The sequence below is a fragment of the Arthrospira sp. PCC 8006 genome (assembly GCF_046480465.1).
Lineage (GTDB): Bacteria > Cyanobacteriota > Cyanobacteriia > Cyanobacteriales > Microcoleaceae > Limnospira > Limnospira platensis.
The window spans coordinates 1-18,065 of record NZ_PKGG01000095.1; the positions used below are offsets into that span (position 1 = coordinate 1).

Annotated in this window: 21 protein-coding genes and 1 pseudogene; 10 read left to right on the forward strand and 12 right to left on the reverse strand. The window is 46.2% G+C overall.

Going from position 1 to position 18,065, the window contains the following annotated elements; all coding sequences use genetic code 11:
- The 9 genes and pseudogenes from B9T16_RS14700 to cysS form a co-directional block, all read left to right on the forward strand.
- A pseudogene (locus B9T16_RS14700) lies at positions 1 to 425 on the forward strand (ammonium transporter); the annotation flags it as partial.
- A gap of 417 nt (positions 426 to 842) precedes the next feature.
- Entirely contained in the window at positions 843 to 1,706 is an 864-nt protein-coding gene (locus tag B9T16_RS14705; protein WP_410245109.1) for an SGNH/GDSL hydrolase family protein, read from the forward strand.
- A gap of 96 nt (positions 1,707 to 1,802) precedes the next feature.
- Positions 1,803 to 2,354, forward strand: a complete 552-nt coding sequence (locus B9T16_RS14710; protein ID WP_006618264.1) for a DUF3747 domain-containing protein — start codon at positions 1,803 to 1,805, stop codon at positions 2,352 to 2,354.
- Positions 2,355 to 2,622: 268 nt separating this feature from the next.
- On the forward strand, positions 2,623 to 3,306 hold the full coding sequence (locus tag B9T16_RS14715) for a pentapeptide repeat-containing protein (protein WP_006618265.1): 684 nt from the start codon (positions 2,623 to 2,625) through the stop codon (positions 3,304 to 3,306).
- 406 nt (positions 3,307 to 3,712) lie between these two features.
- Positions 3,713 to 4,711, forward strand: a complete 999-nt coding sequence (hemB, locus tag B9T16_RS14720; protein ID WP_006618266.1) for a porphobilinogen synthase — start codon at positions 3,713 to 3,715, stop codon at positions 4,709 to 4,711.
- Between the two features lie 147 nt (positions 4,712 to 4,858).
- The gene (locus B9T16_RS14725; RefSeq protein WP_006618267.1) at positions 4,859 to 5,290 is read left to right on the forward strand and encodes a SufE family protein; all 432 of its coding nucleotides are present in this window, start codon (positions 4,859 to 4,861) and stop codon (positions 5,288 to 5,290) included.
- A gap of 49 nt (positions 5,291 to 5,339) precedes the next feature.
- A complete protein-coding gene (locus B9T16_RS14730) occupies positions 5,340 to 6,341 on the forward strand; it encodes a CobW family GTP-binding protein (protein WP_410245110.1) in 1,002 nt (333 codons plus the stop codon).
- Positions 6,313 to 6,669, forward strand: coding sequence for a phosphoribosyl-AMP cyclohydrolase (gene hisI / locus B9T16_RS14735; RefSeq protein WP_006618269.1), 357 nt, complete (start codon positions 6,313 to 6,315; stop codon positions 6,667 to 6,669). The genes B9T16_RS14730 and hisI overlap by 29 nt, the downstream gene beginning before the upstream one ends.
- 40 nt (positions 6,670 to 6,709) lie before the next feature.
- Positions 6,710 to 8,170: a cysteine--tRNA ligase gene (cysS, locus tag B9T16_RS14740; RefSeq protein WP_014275097.1), complete on the forward strand. Its 1,461-nt coding sequence runs from the start codon at positions 6,710 to 6,712 to the stop codon at positions 8,168 to 8,170.
- 83 nt (positions 8,171 to 8,253) lie between these two features.
- On the opposite strand, the gene B9T16_RS14745 is transcribed toward cysS, so the two are convergent.
- The 3 genes from B9T16_RS14745 to B9T16_RS14755 all read right to left on the reverse strand — a co-directional run bounded on the left by B9T16_RS14745 (position 8,254) and on the right by B9T16_RS14755 (position 11,331).
- Positions 8,254 to 8,832 carry a DUF3318 domain-containing protein gene (locus B9T16_RS14745; protein WP_006618271.1) on the reverse strand — a complete coding sequence of 193 codons (579 nt, stop codon included), beginning with the start codon at positions 8,830 to 8,832 and terminating at the stop codon, positions 8,254 to 8,256.
- A 346-nt stretch (positions 8,833 to 9,178) separates the two neighbouring features.
- Positions 9,179 to 9,859, reverse strand: coding sequence for a hypothetical protein (locus tag B9T16_RS14750; RefSeq protein WP_410245111.1), 681 nt, complete (start codon positions 9,857 to 9,859; stop codon positions 9,179 to 9,181).
- 38 nt (positions 9,860 to 9,897) lie between these two features.
- Positions 9,898 to 11,331: a NupC/NupG family nucleoside CNT transporter gene (locus B9T16_RS14755; RefSeq protein WP_410245112.1), complete on the reverse strand. Its 1,434-nt coding sequence runs from the start codon at positions 11,329 to 11,331 to the stop codon at positions 9,898 to 9,900.
- Between the two features lie 307 nt (positions 11,332 to 11,638).
- Here B9T16_RS14755 and B9T16_RS14760 point away from each other — a divergent pair, with 307 nt between their 5' ends.
- Positions 11,639 to 11,902 carry a hypothetical protein gene (locus B9T16_RS14760; RefSeq protein ID WP_014275095.1) on the forward strand — a complete coding sequence of 88 codons (264 nt, stop codon included), beginning with the start codon at positions 11,639 to 11,641 and terminating at the stop codon, positions 11,900 to 11,902.
- An 89-nt stretch (positions 11,903 to 11,991) separates the two neighbouring features.
- Here the strand turns inward: B9T16_RS14760 and B9T16_RS14765 are convergent, their stop codons facing one another.
- The 9 genes from B9T16_RS14765 to B9T16_RS14805 form a co-directional block, all read right to left on the reverse strand.
- Positions 11,992 to 12,228 carry a DUF4327 family protein gene (locus B9T16_RS14765; protein WP_014275094.1) on the reverse strand — a complete coding sequence of 79 codons (237 nt, stop codon included), beginning with the start codon at positions 12,226 to 12,228 and terminating at the stop codon, positions 11,992 to 11,994.
- Between the two features lie 150 nt (positions 12,229 to 12,378).
- The gene (locus tag B9T16_RS14770; RefSeq protein ID WP_410245113.1) at positions 12,379 to 13,044 is read right to left on the reverse strand and encodes a DUF1295 domain-containing protein; all 666 of its coding nucleotides are present in this window, start codon (positions 13,042 to 13,044) and stop codon (positions 12,379 to 12,381) included.
- Between the two features lie 76 nt (positions 13,045 to 13,120).
- Positions 13,121 to 13,726 carry a 6,7-dimethyl-8-ribityllumazine synthase gene (ribH, locus tag B9T16_RS14775; protein WP_410245114.1) on the reverse strand — a complete coding sequence of 202 codons (606 nt, stop codon included), beginning with the start codon at positions 13,724 to 13,726 and terminating at the stop codon, positions 13,121 to 13,123.
- Between the two features lie 109 nt (positions 13,727 to 13,835).
- A complete protein-coding gene (gene psbZ, locus B9T16_RS14780) occupies positions 13,836 to 14,027 on the reverse strand; it encodes a photosystem II reaction center protein PsbZ (protein ID WP_006617715.1) in 192 nt (63 codons plus the stop codon).
- Positions 14,028 to 14,153: 126 nt separating this feature from the next.
- Entirely contained in the window at positions 14,154 to 14,816 is a 663-nt protein-coding gene (nblB, locus tag B9T16_RS14785; protein WP_410245115.1) for a phycobilisome degradation protein NblB, read from the reverse strand.
- A gap of 519 nt (positions 14,817 to 15,335) precedes the next feature.
- Complete coding sequence (locus B9T16_RS14790; RefSeq protein ID WP_006617713.1) at positions 15,336 to 15,809, reverse strand: CBS domain-containing protein; 474 nt, start codon at positions 15,807 to 15,809, stop codon at positions 15,336 to 15,338.
- A gap of 138 nt (positions 15,810 to 15,947) precedes the next feature.
- Positions 15,948 to 16,397, reverse strand: a complete 450-nt coding sequence (locus B9T16_RS14795; RefSeq protein ID WP_410245116.1) for a hypothetical protein — start codon at positions 16,395 to 16,397, stop codon at positions 15,948 to 15,950.
- Positions 16,398 to 16,571: 174 nt separating this feature from the next.
- On the reverse strand, positions 16,572 to 17,366 hold the full coding sequence (locus B9T16_RS14800; RefSeq protein ID WP_410245117.1) for a DUF1822 family protein: 795 nt from the start codon (positions 17,364 to 17,366) through the stop codon (positions 16,572 to 16,574).
- Positions 17,367 to 17,387: 21 nt separating this feature from the next.
- Positions 17,388 to 18,065, reverse strand: a 678-nt coding sequence (locus B9T16_RS14805) for a hypothetical protein (protein ID WP_410245118.1), incomplete at its 5' end; no start/stop codon positions are given.

An 18,065-nucleotide genomic window follows, 5' to 3' on the forward strand; every position in this document is an offset into this window, starting at 1 on the left:
CCGTACCTTTATGKGCAGCAGKTGTCATTGGTGCGATCGCCGGAGTTATAGTAGTCTACTCGGTCGCCTTCTTCGATCGCATTCAGATTGACGACCCCGTAGGTGCCACCTCCGTTCACTTAGTTTGTGGCATTTGGGGAACCCTAGCCGTCGGTATCTTTGGCGGCGCTAATCTCGGCATTCAAATCCTCGGTATCCTCTCCATCGGTGGATTTACCGTAGTCATGACTAGCATTTTCTGGTTAGCCATAAAAGCCCTCGTCGGTATCCGCGTCACTCCTGAACATGAATATGAAGGACTCGACATCGCCGAACATGGTATGGAAGCCTATAACGGATTCCTCAAAGAAGTAGGCCCAGCCAGTGTCGGAGGTATTGATCCGGGTATTCCTAGCCGTGAAGATGGAATTAGCAGAAGCTATTAAACTCCTAATCTCATCTGGTAACAAATCGTCTCCTAACTGGCACATAGCCCCTACAGGAGGCGATTTTTTCTTTCCACCCAAAACAACAAGGGAGCGAGATCACGCCCCATCTCTGAGCGAGCGGGGTGGAAAAGCGACGGGCACGGCTTTAGCTCCCTACATAACACTATGGCAATTCGCACCATTTTATGTTATTTTAACCTAATATTGTCCCTCCTCGGTCCACAAATGATTGTCCACGAGTTCCGGGTTCGTGCTAGAAAATATCAACACCAAGCTATAGACGGGGCGATTGCTGTTGGTTTAAACCTGCGGCTGGTCGGCGAGTAGCGCGAACCCAGAATCTACGCTTTCCTAAAATGAAAGGTAGAGTGTCAACATATAAATAGACAACTTTAGGGCGTTTCTCAGATTCTCGTGTTGATTCCCTTAAAAACCATTCCAGCTTGGGCGATGTTATCCCTCATCGGTAACGGGATACTAACTCTGGTGATTATCCTACTATTGCTAAGGGGACAATCATTCTCCGACACTTCCCAAGCCCAAGCCCAAACCTCAGAAGAAAACCAAGTTGGTGCAGCAGTACAAACCCAACAGACCAATGAAGTTCAGCCCAACTCCACCAACTCCTCATTTCAGCCACAATATCGCTTGACCTATGAAGACTCGGTAGAACAGCTAAAAGAAAAAGCACTTCTCGCCGCCCATAATCGTCCCGATCGCCTAACTATTTTAGCCGGAGACTCATTAAGTTTATGGTTTCCCCCGGAACTATTACCCCCAGACAGAACCTGGTTAAATCAAGGCATATCCGGGGAAACCTCCGCCGGACTACTACGACGACTCAAGGTATTTGACCTTACCCAACCAGAAACTGTATTTATCATGATCGGCATCAATGACCTGTTACGGGGAATTGATGACCAAACCGTTTTAGCCAACTGGCAGGAAATTATTAGAGATGTGCAATGGGTTCATCCCAGCGCTCAAGTGGTCGTTCAGTCCATTTTACCCCACAGTGATCAAAATGCTAGTTGGGAAGGACGCGATCGCCTGCTCAAAATTCCTAATCGTCGTATACGCCGACTTAATCGAGAATTAGAAGCGATCGCGATCGCCAATGGTGCTTATTTCCTAGACCTACACCCTCTATTCACCGACCAAAAAGGAAACCTGCGCCAGGAACTCAGCACCGATGGTCTACATCTCAATGATCGTGGCTATTTGGTCTGGAGTACCGGATTACAATTTTTTAGCCACAAAACACTAGGTTCCCCCTGAAGCGCTAAACTAAACCTCGGAGCATAAACTTCTTACCTACAGATGCGATCGCACAGTCCCTAGTTCTAAAACTCAACAGTTGAACAGATTTGGAAGATGAAGATTTCACTAACACAAACCATTATCACCCTAGCAGCAGCTACCTTCTCCATGATCACTGGATTTTCCCCGGCAAATGCAGTCCAATTTGGTCAACAGGAAGTTGATCAAGATCGATTCGTAGCCATGGCTGTTCCCCGCGCCTTTGGTTACTCCCTAGTAGTCGTTGAACAAATTTCTGATTCTCGACCCTGTTGGAGTGAAAATGGCAGCCGTCCCGTTCAAGTTGAACCCCTACTTCTTAACTTCGACTTTAGCGGAATTTGTGGACGCGCCACCGACAGCAACGGTTATTCCGTTCGCATGGGAGGACAAGACCTCGCTCTCAGCCACAGCCTCACCGTCCAAGCTATTCCAGGAGAGATTTTACTTGTCGCTAACTCTCGCGCTGATGTCTACGCACCACCCATTATTATCGGTCGCAGTTTTGGTCGCTCTAGTGGCTTTACCAAAATCTTTTTAGAACCGGGTTGGCGCTTCACTAAACGAACCTACAACGATCGCACCCTCGGTCATATTTATTTTACCCACGACAACCTACCTCGCTAAAATTCACAATATTCTTCCCCCTGACTCAATATCCACTCCCCCCATGGGGCGATCGCCTGTAGGTCTCACTAACCCCTTGAACATAAGATATTATCCCCTAAATCATAGAGATAATTACTGATATACTCGCCGATTACCGGATTTCATCAACGTTAAAATTTATGTCTCAGGGGAGAAGCGATCGCCTATCAAATTCCGTTATGGTGTATCCTAGAGTACATGAGGAATAATACATAATTCCCATGTGTCCATTCAGGAGGACAAACAGATGAAAACTTTATCAACAGTCATGATTCTAGGGGCAGCCACAACCATAGTATCCCTAGGCTTCGCCTCTCCAATTCGGGCTGAAAATCCAGCACACCTGAGACAACTACTAGAGACCAGATTTTGTCAAGGTTGCGATCTTAGAGGGGCTGATCTATCAGGAGCCCATCTCATTGGAGTAGACCTCCGAAATGCTAACCTCGAAAATGCTAACTTAGCTAATGCTAACCTCGAAGGCGCAGACCTTAAAGGGGCAAATTTAACTGGTGCTAATTTGAGCGGTGCATTTCTAAATCAAGCCGAATTGAATGACGCAGTTCTCGATTTAGCTGACCTCAGTGGTGCTAACCTGATTAAGGCTCGACTAACAGGAGCAACTTTCGCTGGGGCTAATTTGCAAGAAACTCAAATGTTGCAACCTATTATCGGAATTACCCCCCCTGTTGCTACCGGTTCCCTCGAAGACCTTGGCGGCGATAACTTGAGCATTGGTCGCGACCCCTCTCGGTTGGCTATGCCTATGGGTGGCACGGATTTGGATCAGGACTTTCAGTATACTCAAGAATACCTCGAATCATTATTCGAGCCCATTCAGATTAATCGCCATTCCCTTCCCCCCCTTGAAGGTTTCACACCTGGTGACAATAACCCCGTTGACCTCAAAATACCCCAAATTCGGTTCTAGTTAATTCTGCTCATCAGGCGATCGCTTAATCACTTAATCAATCACTAGCGGAATTGTGTTAAGTTTTGTAACAAAATGTTAAGAAATGTTGCGAAAAATTTTTTCTGGGGGGGTTGCTTGCTTTTTCGCGGGTTCTGTGTTATTATTTTATATAATGGGAATATTGCCAATTTTTTTATTTTAATTAATATTTCCATTATGTAAAATATGTCTATATCGTATCATTAGTTATCCTAGCTGTCAACCCCCTCCACGGTAATTTGGCCGAACAATTTTTTTTTAATTGAATAAAAAATCAACTTTTCAGCAGATTGTATTGATTTGTATCAACAGGCCCAAACCAGGGGCGATCGATGGGATAATTAACAGTCAATTTGGCTGTATAAAATAAAACAACCGTTATCTCATGTCATCAGAAAACCATAGATTAAACCTTGTCCAACGTCCCCGTCGTCTCCGTCGTACCGATGCCCTGCGGCGGATGGTGCAAGAAACGCAACTAACAGTTAATGACCTGATATATCCCCTATTCGTGATGGAAGGGGAAAATCAGAAAGTGGAAGTCCCCTCAATGCCGGAAAGCTACCGCTACACCCTAGATCTATTACTGAAAGAAGTAGCAGAAGCATCTGAATTAGGGATTCCGGCCATTGCTTTATTTCCCCTAGTAGCCGAAGAAAAAAAAGACAACGCCGGCACGGAAAGCTATAATCCCGAAGGACTGGTACAGCGTACCGTCCGCGCCATCAAACAAGCGGTTCCCGACATCATGATTATCACGGATGTCGCCCTAGACCCCTTTTCTAGTAAAGGTCATGATGGCATCGTCAGTGATAGCGGTGAAATCCTCAATGATGAAACCGTGGAAGTTCTAGTTAAACAATCGATATCCCACGCGGAAGCCGGAGCAGATATAGTCGCCCCCTCGGACATGATGGATGGACGCATCGGCGCAATTCGTCAAGGACTCGATGCAGCAGGTTATACAAACGTTGGTATCCTGGCTTACTCGGCTAAATATGCCTCCGCCTACTATGGCCCCTTCCGGGATGCCTTAGACTCTGCTCCCAAATTTGGCGATAAGAAAACCTATCAAATGGATGCCGCCAATAGCCGCGAAGCCATCAAAGAAGTTATGTTAGATGTGCAAGAGGGAGCCGATATGGTGATGGTGAAACCCGCCCTGGCTTATCTTGATATTATTTCCCAGGTTCGGCAAGCTACAAATGTACCTGTTGCGGCCTATAATGTTAGTGGTGAGTATGCGATGATTCGCGCGGCCGGACGTATGGGCTGGATTGATGAGAAAAAGGTGATGCTAGAAACCCTTACCAGCATGAAACGAGCCGGAGCCGATCTGATTCTTACCTATTTCGCTAAGGAAGTTGCCCTAATCCTTCGCTAAACTTTTGGGGGGGTCTCCGCTGTGACTGGTGAACCCTCCCGATTTCGGTGGCGATCGCCAAAAGTCTACATCAACAATAGGAAAATTTGCGTTAAAATACAAAATCAATCTTCTCAACTTGTTGTATATTTATGCTCGTAGAATATCATGGCTTCACCTGTGACTCAACGGCCCCCTGCACTTGATCGCATTGTTCAACGCTTTAAACGCGCCTCCTCTAATAAGCTGCGTTACGAGCAACTACTGACTTTAGCTCAAAAATTGCCGGAATTTCCAGAGGAGCAAAAATTGCCAGAAAACAAGGTTCCTGGTTGTGTTTCTCAGGTTTATGTGACGGCGAGTTTAGACTCGAATGGCTGTATTCAATTTCAGGGAGATTCTGACTCTCAATTAACTAAGGGATTATTGGCTATGTTAATTAAGGGAATGAATGGGTTAACTATTCAGGAAATTAGCCAATTAAAACCCGATTTTATTGAAGAAACTGGGCTACAGGCTAGTTTGACTCCCTCCCGTGCGAATGGGTTTTATAACATTTTTAAAACCCTGCAAAAACAGGCTAGTGCTTGCGGGGAGTAAGGGGAGCATATAAAGGGAATTTTGTCAAGTATATTAGGTCACAAAAACCGTGAAAACTACGAGGGAAAAACTAACCATAAATCGGGAAGTTCCTGTAATTGTAATTACCGGATTTTTGGGAAGTGGCAAAACTACCTTAATCAATTATATTCTGAGTCACCGTAATGGTCGGAAAGTGGCGGTTTTTGTGAATGAATTTGGGGAGATTAGTATTGACGGTCAACTGCTGATCAACCTAGAAGATGATATGGTGCAGTTAAATAATGGTTGTATATGCTGTACCCTGAATGACCGCCTAGCAGATACGATTGTCGAGGTTTTACAACGGAATCCCCACATAGATTATCTACTCATTGAAACCACAGGAATAGCAGACCCGTTACCGATTATTATGACTTTTGGGGGGACGGAACTGCGAAACTTGACTCGACTTGATGCTATTTTTACCCTGGTAGATGCTGATACGTTTTCCCCAGACCTATTAGCTAACAGTGAAGCAGCCCTTAACCAAATGGCTTGGGGTGATCTGATTTTGCTCAATAAAATCGATTTGGTCGCCCCAGAAAAATGCGATCGCATCCAAAAACAGATCCGCCAGCTTAAACCAGATGCTCGTATAATTACCACCGAATATGGTGAGGTTCCCTTAGCCACTATTTGGGGAATAGAATATTCCCACCCAGACTTTGGGAATATACCAGACCATGATCACCATTCGGAACATCTAGCTAATGATGGATTTGTGGCTGTATCCTTTCGCAGCGATCGCCCTCTGAGTGTGGAAAAATTCCAGACATTCTTAAGCGATCGTCTACCAACGAATGTATTTCGCGCCAAAGGATTTATCTGGTATCAAGGTAATAACTCCTCTCACCTATTCCAACTCAGCGGAAAACGCTATCAGCTTACTCCTAATTATCCTCGCGGCGAACCCCCAAATCAATTAGTATTTATCGGTCGAGACCTGAACCGCCAAACCCTCACACAAGACCTACAACAATGTTTACACGAAATCCCTAACCATGAACCAAGACCAATTATGGATCGATAGCCTCAAATTTAATCCACAAGGTTTAATTCCAGCGATCGCCCAAGACCATAAAGACGGTACAGTATTAATGATGGCTTGGATGAATCGCCAATCCTTGCAACAAACCCTAACAACGGGTGAAGTTCACTATTGGAGTCGATCGCGATCGCAACTGTGGCACAAAGGGGCCACATCAGGACACATTCAAAAGCTCAAAGCCCTATACTACGATTGTGATGCTGATGTCCTCCTGCTCAAAATCGAGCAAATTGGGGACGTAGCCTGTCACACGGGGGTTAGATCCTGTTTCTTTAACGCCGTCCCCATCAAATCAGCCATCCTTAGCTAAACCCTAGCCAGCCTAAGCATTTACACTATTAAGACTCAACATGGTTCTAAAAATCTATAACACCCAAACCCGCCAAAAAGAAACCTTTACCACCCTAGAACCCGGAAAAGTCAAAATGTACTGCTGCGGGGTGACAGTTTATGACTATTGCCATTTAGGTCATGCACGATCCTACACCACCTGGGACGTGGTACGCCGCTATTTGGAGTGGTCAGGATATGAAGTTAACTACGTCCAGAATTTTACCGACATTGACGACAAAATCCTCAACCGCGCTAAAGAACATGACAGCACTATGGAGGAGGTCTCCCAACGCTTTATAGACGCTTACTTTGAAGACCTGCGACGGCTAAATGTACGCGATGCTAACGCTTATCCTAGGGTGACAGATCATATCCAGGAAATTCACCAACTTATTGATACACTCACCGCTACAGGACACGCTTATGCTGTCGATGGAGATGTTTATTACAGTGTCGGTCACTTCCCCGATTATGGTAAACTCTCCCGGCGACAACTCGAAGACCTACAAATGGGGGCTAGTGGTCGCGTAGCTGTGGCTGACCCGGAAACTCTCAAGAAAAAAAATCCGGCGGATTTTGCTCTCTGGAAAGCTGCTAAACCCGGAGAACCCGCCTGGGATTCTCCCTGGGGTCCCGGTCGTCCGGGGTGGCACATTGAATGTTCGGCTATGGTCCGACAACTACTGGGAGAAACTATTGATATTCACGGCGGCGGCGGTGATTTRGTGTTTCCTCACCATGAAAATGAAATCGCTCAGTCTGAGGCGGCGACTGGTAAGACTCTGGCTCGATATTGGATGCACAATGGTATGGTGACGGTCGGTGGGGAAAAAATGTCTAAGTCTTTGGGCAATTTTACGACGATTCGTGAATTGCTCGATCGCCCTGTAGATCCTATGGTTGTCCGCTTATTTATTCTACAAGGTCACTATCGTAAACCTCTCGATTTTACTGATGAGGCGATCGCCTCGGCTAACAATGGCTGGGAAACCTTGAAAGATGGGTTATTATTTGCTCAACAATACGGCGCACCCTTGGGATGGTCTGATGATTCCTCCCCTGGTAAATACGACACGACAGAAGATGCACTCCAACGCTTCCGGGTGGCTATGGATGATGATTTTAATACTCCTGGGGGTTTGGCTGTCTTGTTTGAATTGGCTAAAGAGTTGCGCCGCCAAGGGAATTTATTGGCTCATGAAGGGAAGACTGATACCCAGAGCGATCGCATTTATGCCATCTGGAAAACTTTGGTGGAGTTAGCGGGAGTTTTCGGCTTGGAAGCTGTAACACAAGCACAACCACCAGCGGCGACTCAGGGAATTAGCGACGCTGAAATTGAGGATTTGGTTAAACAACGACAGTCCGCTAGAAAAGCTAAAAACTATGCGGAAGGCGATCGTATTCGTGACCAATTACAGGCTAGTGGTGTTACCCTCATTGACCGTCCCGGCGGCGAAACCCTTTGGCGACGTTGAAAATATAGGGGAGTTGATTCTCCCCTCTGGTAAGTTAGGCTATTCAAGCTTGGCGAATGGTGCGATCGTATCAATTATGGCGCTTACTTAGAAGAGTTGGCGATCGCCTTGAGGTGCTGACAGCGGACTAATTCCATAAAACTCAATCCTCGGCGACCCTCAATTTTAGCCACAACTTCGATCGCCTCTGCTAAAGCGGCTGCTGCGATCGCTTCCTCATAACCCCGTCGCCCAGCTACCCTAATAGCGAGATCATCAGCTTCTAATTCCATCTCAGAGCGTTGATTAGCCTGCCAGAGCCTACGCAAACCTACAGCAGCTAATCCTCCGGCCAGGAGAACACCAACAGCATCCTGCTGTATAAATTGTATCCCAGTTCCGACTATTCCCGCCACCACAATGGCTTGATTCAGGTCAGGTTTAAACCATTGCACATTAGTAACCCAGCTAACAGTCCGCAACAACAATAAATCTCGCTGTGGTCTTGATAGCTGTTCCCACAGGTCAAAATTAATCAAAATCGGTCTGGTAGTTTTCCAAGGAAGGGGAAATTCATATTCAATCACAGTAGACTGTCGAGGATTACTTTTTAGTCTAGCCATCATGCGACCGGAGGCTGGCATTAAATCTAATAGATGACGAATTTCTTTATCAGGATTCATAGTTAACAATTAATAATTAATAATTGATTATTATCACCCTCGTAGGGTGCGTCAGAGGAATAATTTATCGGGTCAACGGCAAATTTTGTTCATCTGACGCACCACCGCACCACCCCATATGGTGGTCAACAAACGGTGGGGCGGGTTTATTAATATCCTGGTGGGGATGGAAAATTGACAGCGGAACCCGCCCCTACAATTAATAATTAATTATTATCACCTGACGCACCACCGCACCACCCCATATGGTGGTCAACAAACGGTGGGGCGGGTTTATTAATATCCTGGTGGGGATGGAAAATTGACAGCGGAACCCGCCCCTACAATTAATAATTATTAATTACTTTTACAGGGGTTGTAGTGTGTCGGACAAAGCCGCGACAGCACCCTCTATATTAGGGGTTCCTGCTGCTGTAGCAGAAACCAATAAAACCAGGATTTGATTACCAGCTTGACGGGCAACAATCGCTCCCGACATGGGTTGGCTTCTGCCACCGATTTTTAAGGTTCCCGTCCAAGGCATTTGCACTTCTCCGGTGCCCAAAGTTTGAAAATTTCCGGGTTTAAAACCTTCGCCGCGCTCAAAGATTTCGATCGCAATTTGGGCGATCGCTAATTCGGGTAAAGCGCGATCGCTTTCACGATATCTAGCTACGACAGTATAAGCCAAGTTACCATCTGGGGACTCAAACAGGGGAAAATTGCCCGCAAACCCCACACTAAAATCCTGGATAAGTCCTACCTCAAAACGACCTTGGGGGTCCTTAAAAGTGCTACCACTTAGGGGTAATGGTTCCACAGAATTTGTGGGTTCCGGCGGCGGTGGTGCAGGTTCCGGCGGCGGTGGTGCAGGTTCTGGGGTGGGTTCTGGGGTGGGTGTCGGAGTGGGTGTCGGAGTAGTCTGTTGAGCGATCGCCGATTCTGCTGGTATGTTGGTAAATGGTAGGCGATCGATATTACCTAACAGCAGTAAAAGCAAAGCAGTGATGAGTCCCAAGCCTATAATTTTCAGGCGTTTTGGTTGCATAATTCCTCCTCAAAATAAGCCCGAATTAATCCAGTTAATTACTTGCCAAAAATAGCCGGATTTCCAAAGTCAAATAATCCCGCCATACAGCCTGTCATTAAAGTTGCTAAAGTACCCGCCCATAAGGCAGTAAACCCTAAAGACGCGACTTCAGAACGTCGGCTGGGAATCAAGGAAGATAAACCACCGACGAAAATTCCATAGGAGGCAAAATGAGTAAATCCGCACAAAACATAGCTAACAATTAACATGGCGCGGTTGCTAATTTCGCCGTTAGCATTAAGTTGAGCGAGGGCTTGATAGGGGGGTATATTAGTTTCCAAAAGCCTTCTACCGATTAATAGGGAAGACTGCCATAGTTCTGGCCATTCTAGGGAAACACCCGTTAAAAAGGTGAGAGGTAAAAATAAGGCTCCCAAAATGTTTTGTAGGGTAATGACCTGAAATATATTACCTATCCAACTAAGGAGGAAAAAATCACTTTCGGAAAATCCTGCCAAAGTCTGAAAGACCAAATTAACTAACGCCACCATTCCCAAAATGGCAATCAAGGCGGCGGCTATTCCTACTGCCATTTTCACGCCATCTAAAGCACCACCGATTAAGCTATCCATAGGGTTAGGAAGGCTGGCTTTATCGGTTTTTGGTTCTTCGGGAACTTTGCCCATAGTTTTGGGTTGACCAGTTTCTGGTACTAGAATTTTGGCAATGACAAAGCAGGCGGGAATTGTCATTAAGGAGGCAGAAACTAGGTGTCCGGTGATGTTGGGAAAAGTCGGCCTGAGAAATCCGGCATATAATGCTAAAACGGAGGAAGCGATCGACCCGAAACAACTGGCGAGAATGGCACATAGTTCGCTGCGGGTCATGTCTAATAAATAGGGTTTAACAGCGATCGCCGATTCAATACCAACAAAAATATTAGCGGCACCGGATAGGGATTCAGCGCCACTAATTCCCATGGTTTTCTGAAATATTTTGGCGAAAATTTGCACGACTGGCTGAATGATATTTAGCCGATATAATAAGCTGACCAAACCGGCAAAGAAAATGACTTGAGGAAGGGCGCGAAATGCTAGAACATAGGCAAAACCGGGGTTAAGATTATCGGGGCCAATGCGATCGCCTGGGACTGCGACATAGGGAGTTCCCACAGCCCTAGCAATCCAACGTCCAGCGGGACCCGGACCAGCGCGAAAGTCTGGGTCAGCTACCAAAATTGATTGTGGTCCACCAAATAAGAATCGCGCCCCGGCTTCGGAAGCGTCCAAAATGGAGTTAAGCAGGGTACTGAGTCCCTCGACTAATTGGCTACCTAAGACAAATACAATGAGTCCAATAACCATTTGTAAGCCTATTCCCCAAATGATCACATTCCAGGGGATGACGCGCTTGTTTTCGGAAGTTAACCAAGCAATAAAGCACAAACCAGCAATTCCCAGTAGGGAAATTAAATTCAGCAGTGGATTCATAAATCTTTCCCTAAGTGCGGAAACTGAATAATTGGAGAAGCTGCACCCACAACTATAGTGATTGATGGGTTGGGGGGTTGCCCGGAAACCATCGGCTCCAATTTCGCCTCAAATCTAAATATGCCATAACTTATCAAGGGGTGGATGTACACCTCTGGGCTAAGTTATCACCAGATGATAAATGGATACTGAGGATTTTGGTTACTACGAATCTTGCACCAAATCCGGTTGAAACACAAATATATATGAATTAGGTATGTTGCGGCAGCCAAATACAATCTACAATAGGGCAAAAAGTCTGATTAAAATGGATGCTTTTCAGCTAACACCGCCTAACTGGACCAGTGATGCTGTTCACGCCTTCGAGTTTTGCTGTCCCCAATGTTCGGCCAGCAGTTTAGAAGCTCAACAGGTGTGGATTAATCGCCGATCGCCTGTATATGGGGATAATAACCGCCGCAAGTGGCAAGAATTTTATCACTGTCAATGTGGTTGTGCTTGGTGGGCTTGGAGTAGCGATCGCCCACCGTCCCCATTCAAGAATAATAATGATTCTCTGACGGAGCCCTAAATACACAAATAGCAGTCACCAGGGCGCAATTAGCCAGCGCCCTAATCAAGCTGACGCGAACATTCACGCTAATATGCCTATTTATCAATCTAGTCTTCCTTCCAATCCTCACGACCTAAGAGGTCAATGACCCTATCTCTGAGCAAAAAATCATTTTGTTCTAATTCACACTCGACCCAATCCCACTCACGGGCTGGGATATACTGGCACATGGTGTAAATTGGTTGATGGCGATCGATTAATCCTTTTTCTACCAGGTTACGCGCCTCGTCTTGAATGACTTTAATGGAATATTTGACGGTACTATGAATAACAGCTTGTACCATATTATAACCCCCTACCCAATTAATCGGGTCAATAACTAAACGGTATCCGGGACTACCTCTAATGGTATTCCCTAAACACATTGTCCCCCAATATGTCTGTTTTATCCCTATATCTTTACTATTTTTAACAGTCTGATTAAATTCAGGGAATCATCCATCATTATTTGGGGCGATCGCACTAGGGTTAGAGTCGGGGATTTTTCCCCATAATTTGGGTAAGAGTAGCCCAGAATTTTGGCGATATTGTTCAAATTCCGGGTAGCGGGAGAGGGATTTATCTTTTTTGAGCATATTGGGGATAAAAATAGCGATCGCAAATGATGCCAGAATCACAAACGGTAGCCCATGTTGTGCTAACATCGCAAAACTGAGATAAATCAGAATTTCTCCCCCATAATTAATATTACGAGAACGGGCAAAAAATCCCTCTGTAATTAATCCGGATTTATATTTTAAGGTGTAGTATTTTTGAGCATCACTGGTGTAGTGCAAAAATACGCCCAATAGGTTAATAGAAATGGCGGCAGAAATCAATATAGGGGGTGGTTCTGAGTAACTACTAACTAATAGAAATGGAGCCACCCAATATGATATTAAAAAGGTAAACACCGCCACTCCCTTCCACCAAGTCACCTCTTCTTCCCACTGTTTATCTGGATAAATACGGCTTTTTAACAACCACAAAATACCATAGGTTCCGTGGAGAGCGAGATAAACCCAGGGGCCGATGGTAAAGTTATTATATGCCACCATCAACCCCAGGACGACTAGAAAAGTCAAGAATTTATGGAGGTCGATCGCCTGTTTAATTTTCATGGTAACTCATCCCGCAAATACCCGATAATTGACAGCTTAAATATTGGGAAATTACCTAATTATCTGATTTAGGTTGTTATGGATTAGAGCGATCGCCGGATTCTGTGGAAAATTCCGAGGATTCATCCGTATCAACACCGGCTGATAAAACCGGAGTTGATGTTGCGCCAATAGTATTAGGTAAATAGGGCCCTGAGCGTCCTTTATGGCGCATTTGTCGCATTAGGCTTACCATTTCCAGGGCATTCATAGCATAATCCCAACCCTTGTTGCTTTTAATTCCGGCACGTTCCAAAGCCTGTTGCATGGAATCAGTAGTTAAGATACCAAATATCACAGGTACACCAGTTTGGAAAGCAGAAGCCGCAATTCCTTTAGACACTTCCGCCGCCACATAATCAAAATGGGGAGTGTGTCCGCGAATGACCGCCCCCAGACAAATGATGGCATCATAGCGACCGCTGAGGGCTAATTGATTAGCCACCATGGGAATTTCAAAACTACCAGGAACCCAAATATAATCAACCTGAGTCCCGTGGGGGTCAGGATTTACCCCATGTCGCTTTAAACAATCTTGACACCCTTCTAGTAGTTTAGTGGTAATCAAATCGTTAAACCGACCAATTACGATCGCCAACTTTACGGACTCAAGCTGAGTAAAAGTACCTTCAAAAACCGTCATAATAAAATAGTCTAAATTATCTGTTGAGTATTTGAGGATAGAGGTTTGGGGTGGAAGATTTCCCCATTCCTCTGACCTCTACTAAGTTAATTGTCAATAGCCGAGGGGGCTAAACAACTAAGTAGTTAAAAACTCCTACTAAAATCACCAGCACCGCCCACAGGCCAGAACCGATAAAAATGAGGGGCTTAGACTGACTCCAATTTTGAGGAGAAGCATAAGCCACAGGAACCGCGACAATCATGAGGAAGGACACAATCACCAAAGCCGCCAAAAGCACTTGAAACAGAAGTGTTAACATTTTTTTCTCCCAAGCAAAAAGGATAAGCGTAAGTACAAATAACGATAGATTAGCCGAGATCAGCCTTTTCGGCTCGTACTTTATATTTACGCTACCAGAAATTGCACCGTCTGATAAACCCAGATTTTAGGAATTGTGTGTTGATTGTGCTTCTTGGGCGACTTGGGAGACTTCATCAGTAGCCAATTGTTGCAAAACCTCTTGAACTTCCTCGCCCCCCAGGCGAGATAAGGCTTGGGCGATGCGGTGGCGGATCTGCCAATCTGGGTCTGATGCACGGGATATTAATAGGGGTATGGCTTGACGATCGCCTAATTCTCCCAAAGCGCTGATCGCAACGGTTTGGAGCAATTCGTTGCCATGAATCAGGCCATGTTCGAGGAGTTCAAGACCGCGCGGATCTCCCAATTCTCCTAAAGCGGCAATAATGCTCAATTGTACCAACCATTCGGAGGTATTATGGTAAACCTGATGGAGGTCTTCAAAGGCTTCTGTGAGTTTCAAAGCCCCGATGGAATCGGCGGCGGCTGCTTGGACATCAGGTTCTGGATCGTTAAGCAGACAATCGCGCAATAGGTTTAAAGAGAGGTCGCGATCTTGGTGTCCGAGGCTGGCCATTTGGCTAACTGCTGCATATCGGACTCGGGTATCTGAGTCAGCGATCGCCCTTTGCAGTAATTCAAAGCCGATACTTTTTTCGAGTTGACGGATTTGGTTAACCCCCCGTAAGCGATCGCCAAGATTTTCCGAACTCAGTTGTTGCACAATGGACTCTGGAGTAATAGTCATTTTGGTTAAACAGTTAAGCAGTTGCTGTCGGTTAAGGTCCGGGGCTACTCTCACCCTAGGGGGAGAACTAACCTTTAAGGACTATTCCCATCTTATTCTGCGATGAGAGCTTAATTTAATCGCAGATTAGTTGAACCACCAATTAGGGCGATGCGCTACCATACCAATGGTGCGAGACGTTCGGGTATGAAATAGAGCCCAAATGTACGAAATAACTCCCGACGGTGAGGACTTCAACCCCTTGGTTGATTGGGTCGCATCCCTGACCATCCCATAAAACAGCCTAATTTTTTGTGCTCATCTTCGAGACTTCCAACATGGTTGCCAAGGTGAAGCGAAAAATCAGGTCTAAGACTACCAAGCTAAACAGTGCTTTTGGATCATCTTTCTAAAAGCTTTGCGGGATACCGCCTCCATTACCTTAACAGGTAATGGTGCTATCGTTGCATTATCCGGAACCGGAAAAATGCCGCGTAAATGTATCAGAAAACTAACAACAACTGGGGAAACCGATGGGCTTCAGTCGTCATCAGTACCTATAGCCATGACTCGGATAATATCCCCACAGGTCAAAATACCGATTAATTTTTTGGACCCATCCAAAACTGGCAGGCGATGCACTTGTTTTTGGTTCATCAACCGGGCTGCTTCTGACAGAGAGCAATCTGGTTTAATGGTGATCATCGGTCCGTTACTCATTACGTCTCCCACGGTTTGACCGAGGGCTTTGTGTAATTCCTTTTCGTAGCGAGAGGGATTTTCGAGATAAATCACACTGTCGAGAATAGTGATGTAGGCTGGTGGGGTCACGCCACTTTGCTGCCAGATAATATCAGTTTCCGAGATAAAGCCCACCAATTTACCCGTGTTATCCATCACGGGAAGCCCCCCAATTCGGTTCTGGGCTAGTAGGGCGATCGCATCAGTTAAGGGCGCATCAGGACTAATCACAAGGGGATTAGGGGTCATTACATCGGCAACGGTTTTAGCCATGGTCTCTGCTTCCGGTTTCACTGTCGGTCTATAGTTCTCATCTTATCGAAAAATTGGCATACGATGACATATTCCCGACACCCACCGGTTAGGATAGGTGCGGGCTTCAGGAGAATGATGGGGTACAGCGCTCTGGAGTCAAGGGGAGATCCGACGGTCTGTGGGGATGATCAGCATGGTATTATTGGTGAGAATTTCCAGAGCGATCGCCTCTTCTCCCAGTGTGCGACCCATGCGGTAGGAACCCCGCACCATCGCGCCGAGGTGTCGCTGCAACATCGCCGCCGTCATGTAAGATTTCACCAAAACGATAGATTCCCCCACCCAATTTTTCTCCCTGGGATTGAGCCAATTGCCATGGGAAAGAGTGGTGTTGTAGCCGCCGGCGGGTTGGGTCAGTTGTTGGATAAAGCCTTGAGCCTGTGAATATTTGTGAGCGGGAATGTGCCAGCGCACGGCGTAGGGCAACCTATCAAGGCGGATTTGAGAAGAGGCGATCGCATTTTCCACCACGGGATATAAAAGGCTATTTTGGGCGGTGATGGTATGGGGAATCAGGTTGGGCAGAATGTTGGCAATGTGTTCCATGATTTTGCCTTGGATTTGATAGTTATAGTTGGGGGGAACCCCTTACATAACTAACTCTGGAAAATGATGATTTTTTATGTACGGGCAGGTTGCACCCTCAACAGCGATCGCCACCAAAACGCCCCAGGAGCCTCCCAGAGCCTTGACATCCCTTGGGGGGTAGGGGGGGGGTGATTAATCTTCTGCTGCCCGCAATGACTCGAATAACCGCCGCAAAATCGATCGCAGTTGTTGGCGGGACTCATTTTCTGGATCTTCTCGCATTGCCAATTCTCGCTCGGAGTCGGCTACAGATTGGGCGATTAAGGCTTCCAATTCCTGGGCGGCGGACTCCACTTGCAGGCGTTCCTTGGTTTCTAATAATAGGGCTTTTTCCAGTTGGGCGACAACTGCTTGGCGTGCTTCGGCAGACCATTCACCGTAACCCAACCAATAGGACTCTAATTCCGAAAATCGGGACGGGTCGGCGAGGGGTTCGGCGAGTTCCAATAAATCCAACAGCCGATCGCATTCTAACAGGTCTTGGCGATCGATACTCGGTTCTGGATATTCTGTTTCTAGGGCGGGGGTAAATCCGACAATTTTTCCCCAGGTTTGGGGCGGGTTAATTTCTACGGCAATATAGGCAATGCGATCGCCTATTATTGACCCTTCGGGAATCTCCAAACTTTCGGCATCAGCGGCTAGGGGGATACATTCAACTATTCCCAAACTGCGGCTATCTTCAAAGATTTCTAAATCCGCCAAATCTGTCAAAACCTGGGCGGCGACATTCCAGGCGCTACTGGTGCGGAAATCCGATTGATAATCGAACCTTTTTAGATAGCGATGCACCACCCAAACAGCGATCGCTTTTTCGGCAATCTCTGAAAATTGGGAGGGTTCAATGTCACGGGAAAGCCTTTGTAAATACTGGGTTATTTTGGGCGGAATCGGAATCAGTTGACCGAATAATTCTTGAGTGTTCATGGTGTTAATATATGGCTCTGGTTAACAGCTTGTATAGGGGTCAATATCCCCATCTAAATCTAGTTCCTGAGAAAGGCGATCGCCCATCTTTTTCAACAGGCGACTGATGGTGCGACTCCAAGCCGCGTTGACGACTCCCGGCGGGATATTAAAATGTTCGGCGACCAATTTTAGGGTGTATTTTTCCCCCTTAGAGACGCGATCGTAAATGAACAATAAAGCATCTTGAACCGTAATGGGCGGCGGTGGGGTTTGGCGGACAAAAGAACTCGTTAACTCTCCCGTCGGGTCGTTTTCAATTTCCCGGCGGATACGTTCTAACCGGGGAATATCTACCGAGGGCTGCGGTTCATTTTCAATATTGTAAGGTGTTTCCGGATCGGGTGTGGGGGGATTATCATTGATTAACTCCCGCCGTTTTTGCAGTCGGTTTTTATACTCCCCTTTACAGCGAATATCCCAGAGAGTGAAGGGACTAGCAGCGTTGTCAATATCGGGGTCGTAAACTTTCCCACCCCGAACATTTCCATGAATTTTGCGTTCTATATAATCCCAAGCCACCGCCGCCGCTTCAACATACAGTAAATCATCCCGATATTGGGGCGGTTCTCCCTTCCAAAAACAGTGTTCCGGTGCCGCCATCATCATTCGCATCGCCTCCCGTCGCAGGCGTTTGCTTTCTCTAGCAGATTTGGCTTT

What these genes read in the sequence shown, in the direction of transcription:
- hemB (WP_006618266.1), top strand. Translation starts at nt 3,713, where the DNA reads ATGTCATCAGAAAACCATAGATTAAACCTTGTCCAACGTCCCCGTCGT.
- B9T16_RS14770 (WP_410245113.1), bottom strand. Translation starts at nt 13,044, where the DNA reads ATGAAAATTAAACAGGCGATCGACCTCCATAAATTCTTGACTTTTCTA.
- B9T16_RS14745 (WP_006618271.1), bottom strand. Translation starts at nt 8,832, where the DNA reads ATGAATCCTGATAAAGAAATTCGTCATCTATTAGATTTAATGCCAGCC.
- B9T16_RS14790 (WP_006617713.1), bottom strand. Translation starts at nt 15,809, where the DNA reads ATGGCTAAAACCGTTGCCGATGTAATGACCCCTAATCCCCTTGTGATT.
- B9T16_RS14760 (WP_014275095.1), top strand. Translation starts at nt 11,639, where the DNA reads ATGGATGCTTTTCAGCTAACACCGCCTAACTGGACCAGTGATGCTGTT.
- B9T16_RS14715 (WP_006618265.1), top strand. Translation starts at nt 2,623, where the DNA reads ATGAAAACTTTATCAACAGTCATGATTCTAGGGGCAGCCACAACCATA.
- ribH (WP_410245114.1), bottom strand. Translation starts at nt 13,726, where the DNA reads ATGACGGTTTTTGAAGGTACTTTTACTCAGCTTGAGTCCGTAAAGTTG.
- B9T16_RS14710 (WP_006618264.1), top strand. Translation starts at nt 1,803, where the DNA reads ATGAAGATTTCACTAACACAAACCATTATCACCCTAGCAGCAGCTACC.
- B9T16_RS14750 (WP_410245111.1), bottom strand. Translation starts at nt 9,859, where the DNA reads ATGCAACCAAAACGCCTGAAAATTATAGGCTTGGGACTCATCACTGCT.
- hisI (WP_006618269.1), top strand. Translation starts at nt 6,313, where the DNA reads ATGAACCAAGACCAATTATGGATCGATAGCCTCAAATTTAATCCACAA.
- B9T16_RS14755 (WP_410245112.1), bottom strand. Translation starts at nt 11,331, where the DNA reads ATGAATCCACTGCTGAATTTAATTTCCCTACTGGGAATTGCTGGTTTG.
- psbZ (WP_006617715.1), bottom strand. Translation starts at nt 14,027, where the DNA reads ATGTTAACACTTCTGTTTCAAGTGCTTTTGGCGGCTTTGGTGATTGTG.
- B9T16_RS14765 (WP_014275094.1), bottom strand. Translation starts at nt 12,228, where the DNA reads ATGGTACAAGCTGTTATTCATAGTACCGTCAAATATTCCATTAAAGTC.
- B9T16_RS14800 (WP_410245117.1), bottom strand. Translation starts at nt 17,366, where the DNA reads ATGAACACTCAAGAATTATTCGGTCAACTGATTCCGATTCCGCCCAAA.
- nblB (WP_410245115.1), bottom strand. Translation starts at nt 14,816, where the DNA reads ATGACTATTACTCCAGAGTCCATTGTGCAACAACTGAGTTCGGAAAAT.
- B9T16_RS14795 (WP_410245116.1), bottom strand. Translation starts at nt 16,397, where the DNA reads ATGGAACACATTGCCAACATTCTGCCCAACCTGATTCCCCATACCATC.
- B9T16_RS14725 (WP_006618267.1), top strand. Translation starts at nt 4,859, where the DNA reads ATGGCTTCACCTGTGACTCAACGGCCCCCTGCACTTGATCGCATTGTT.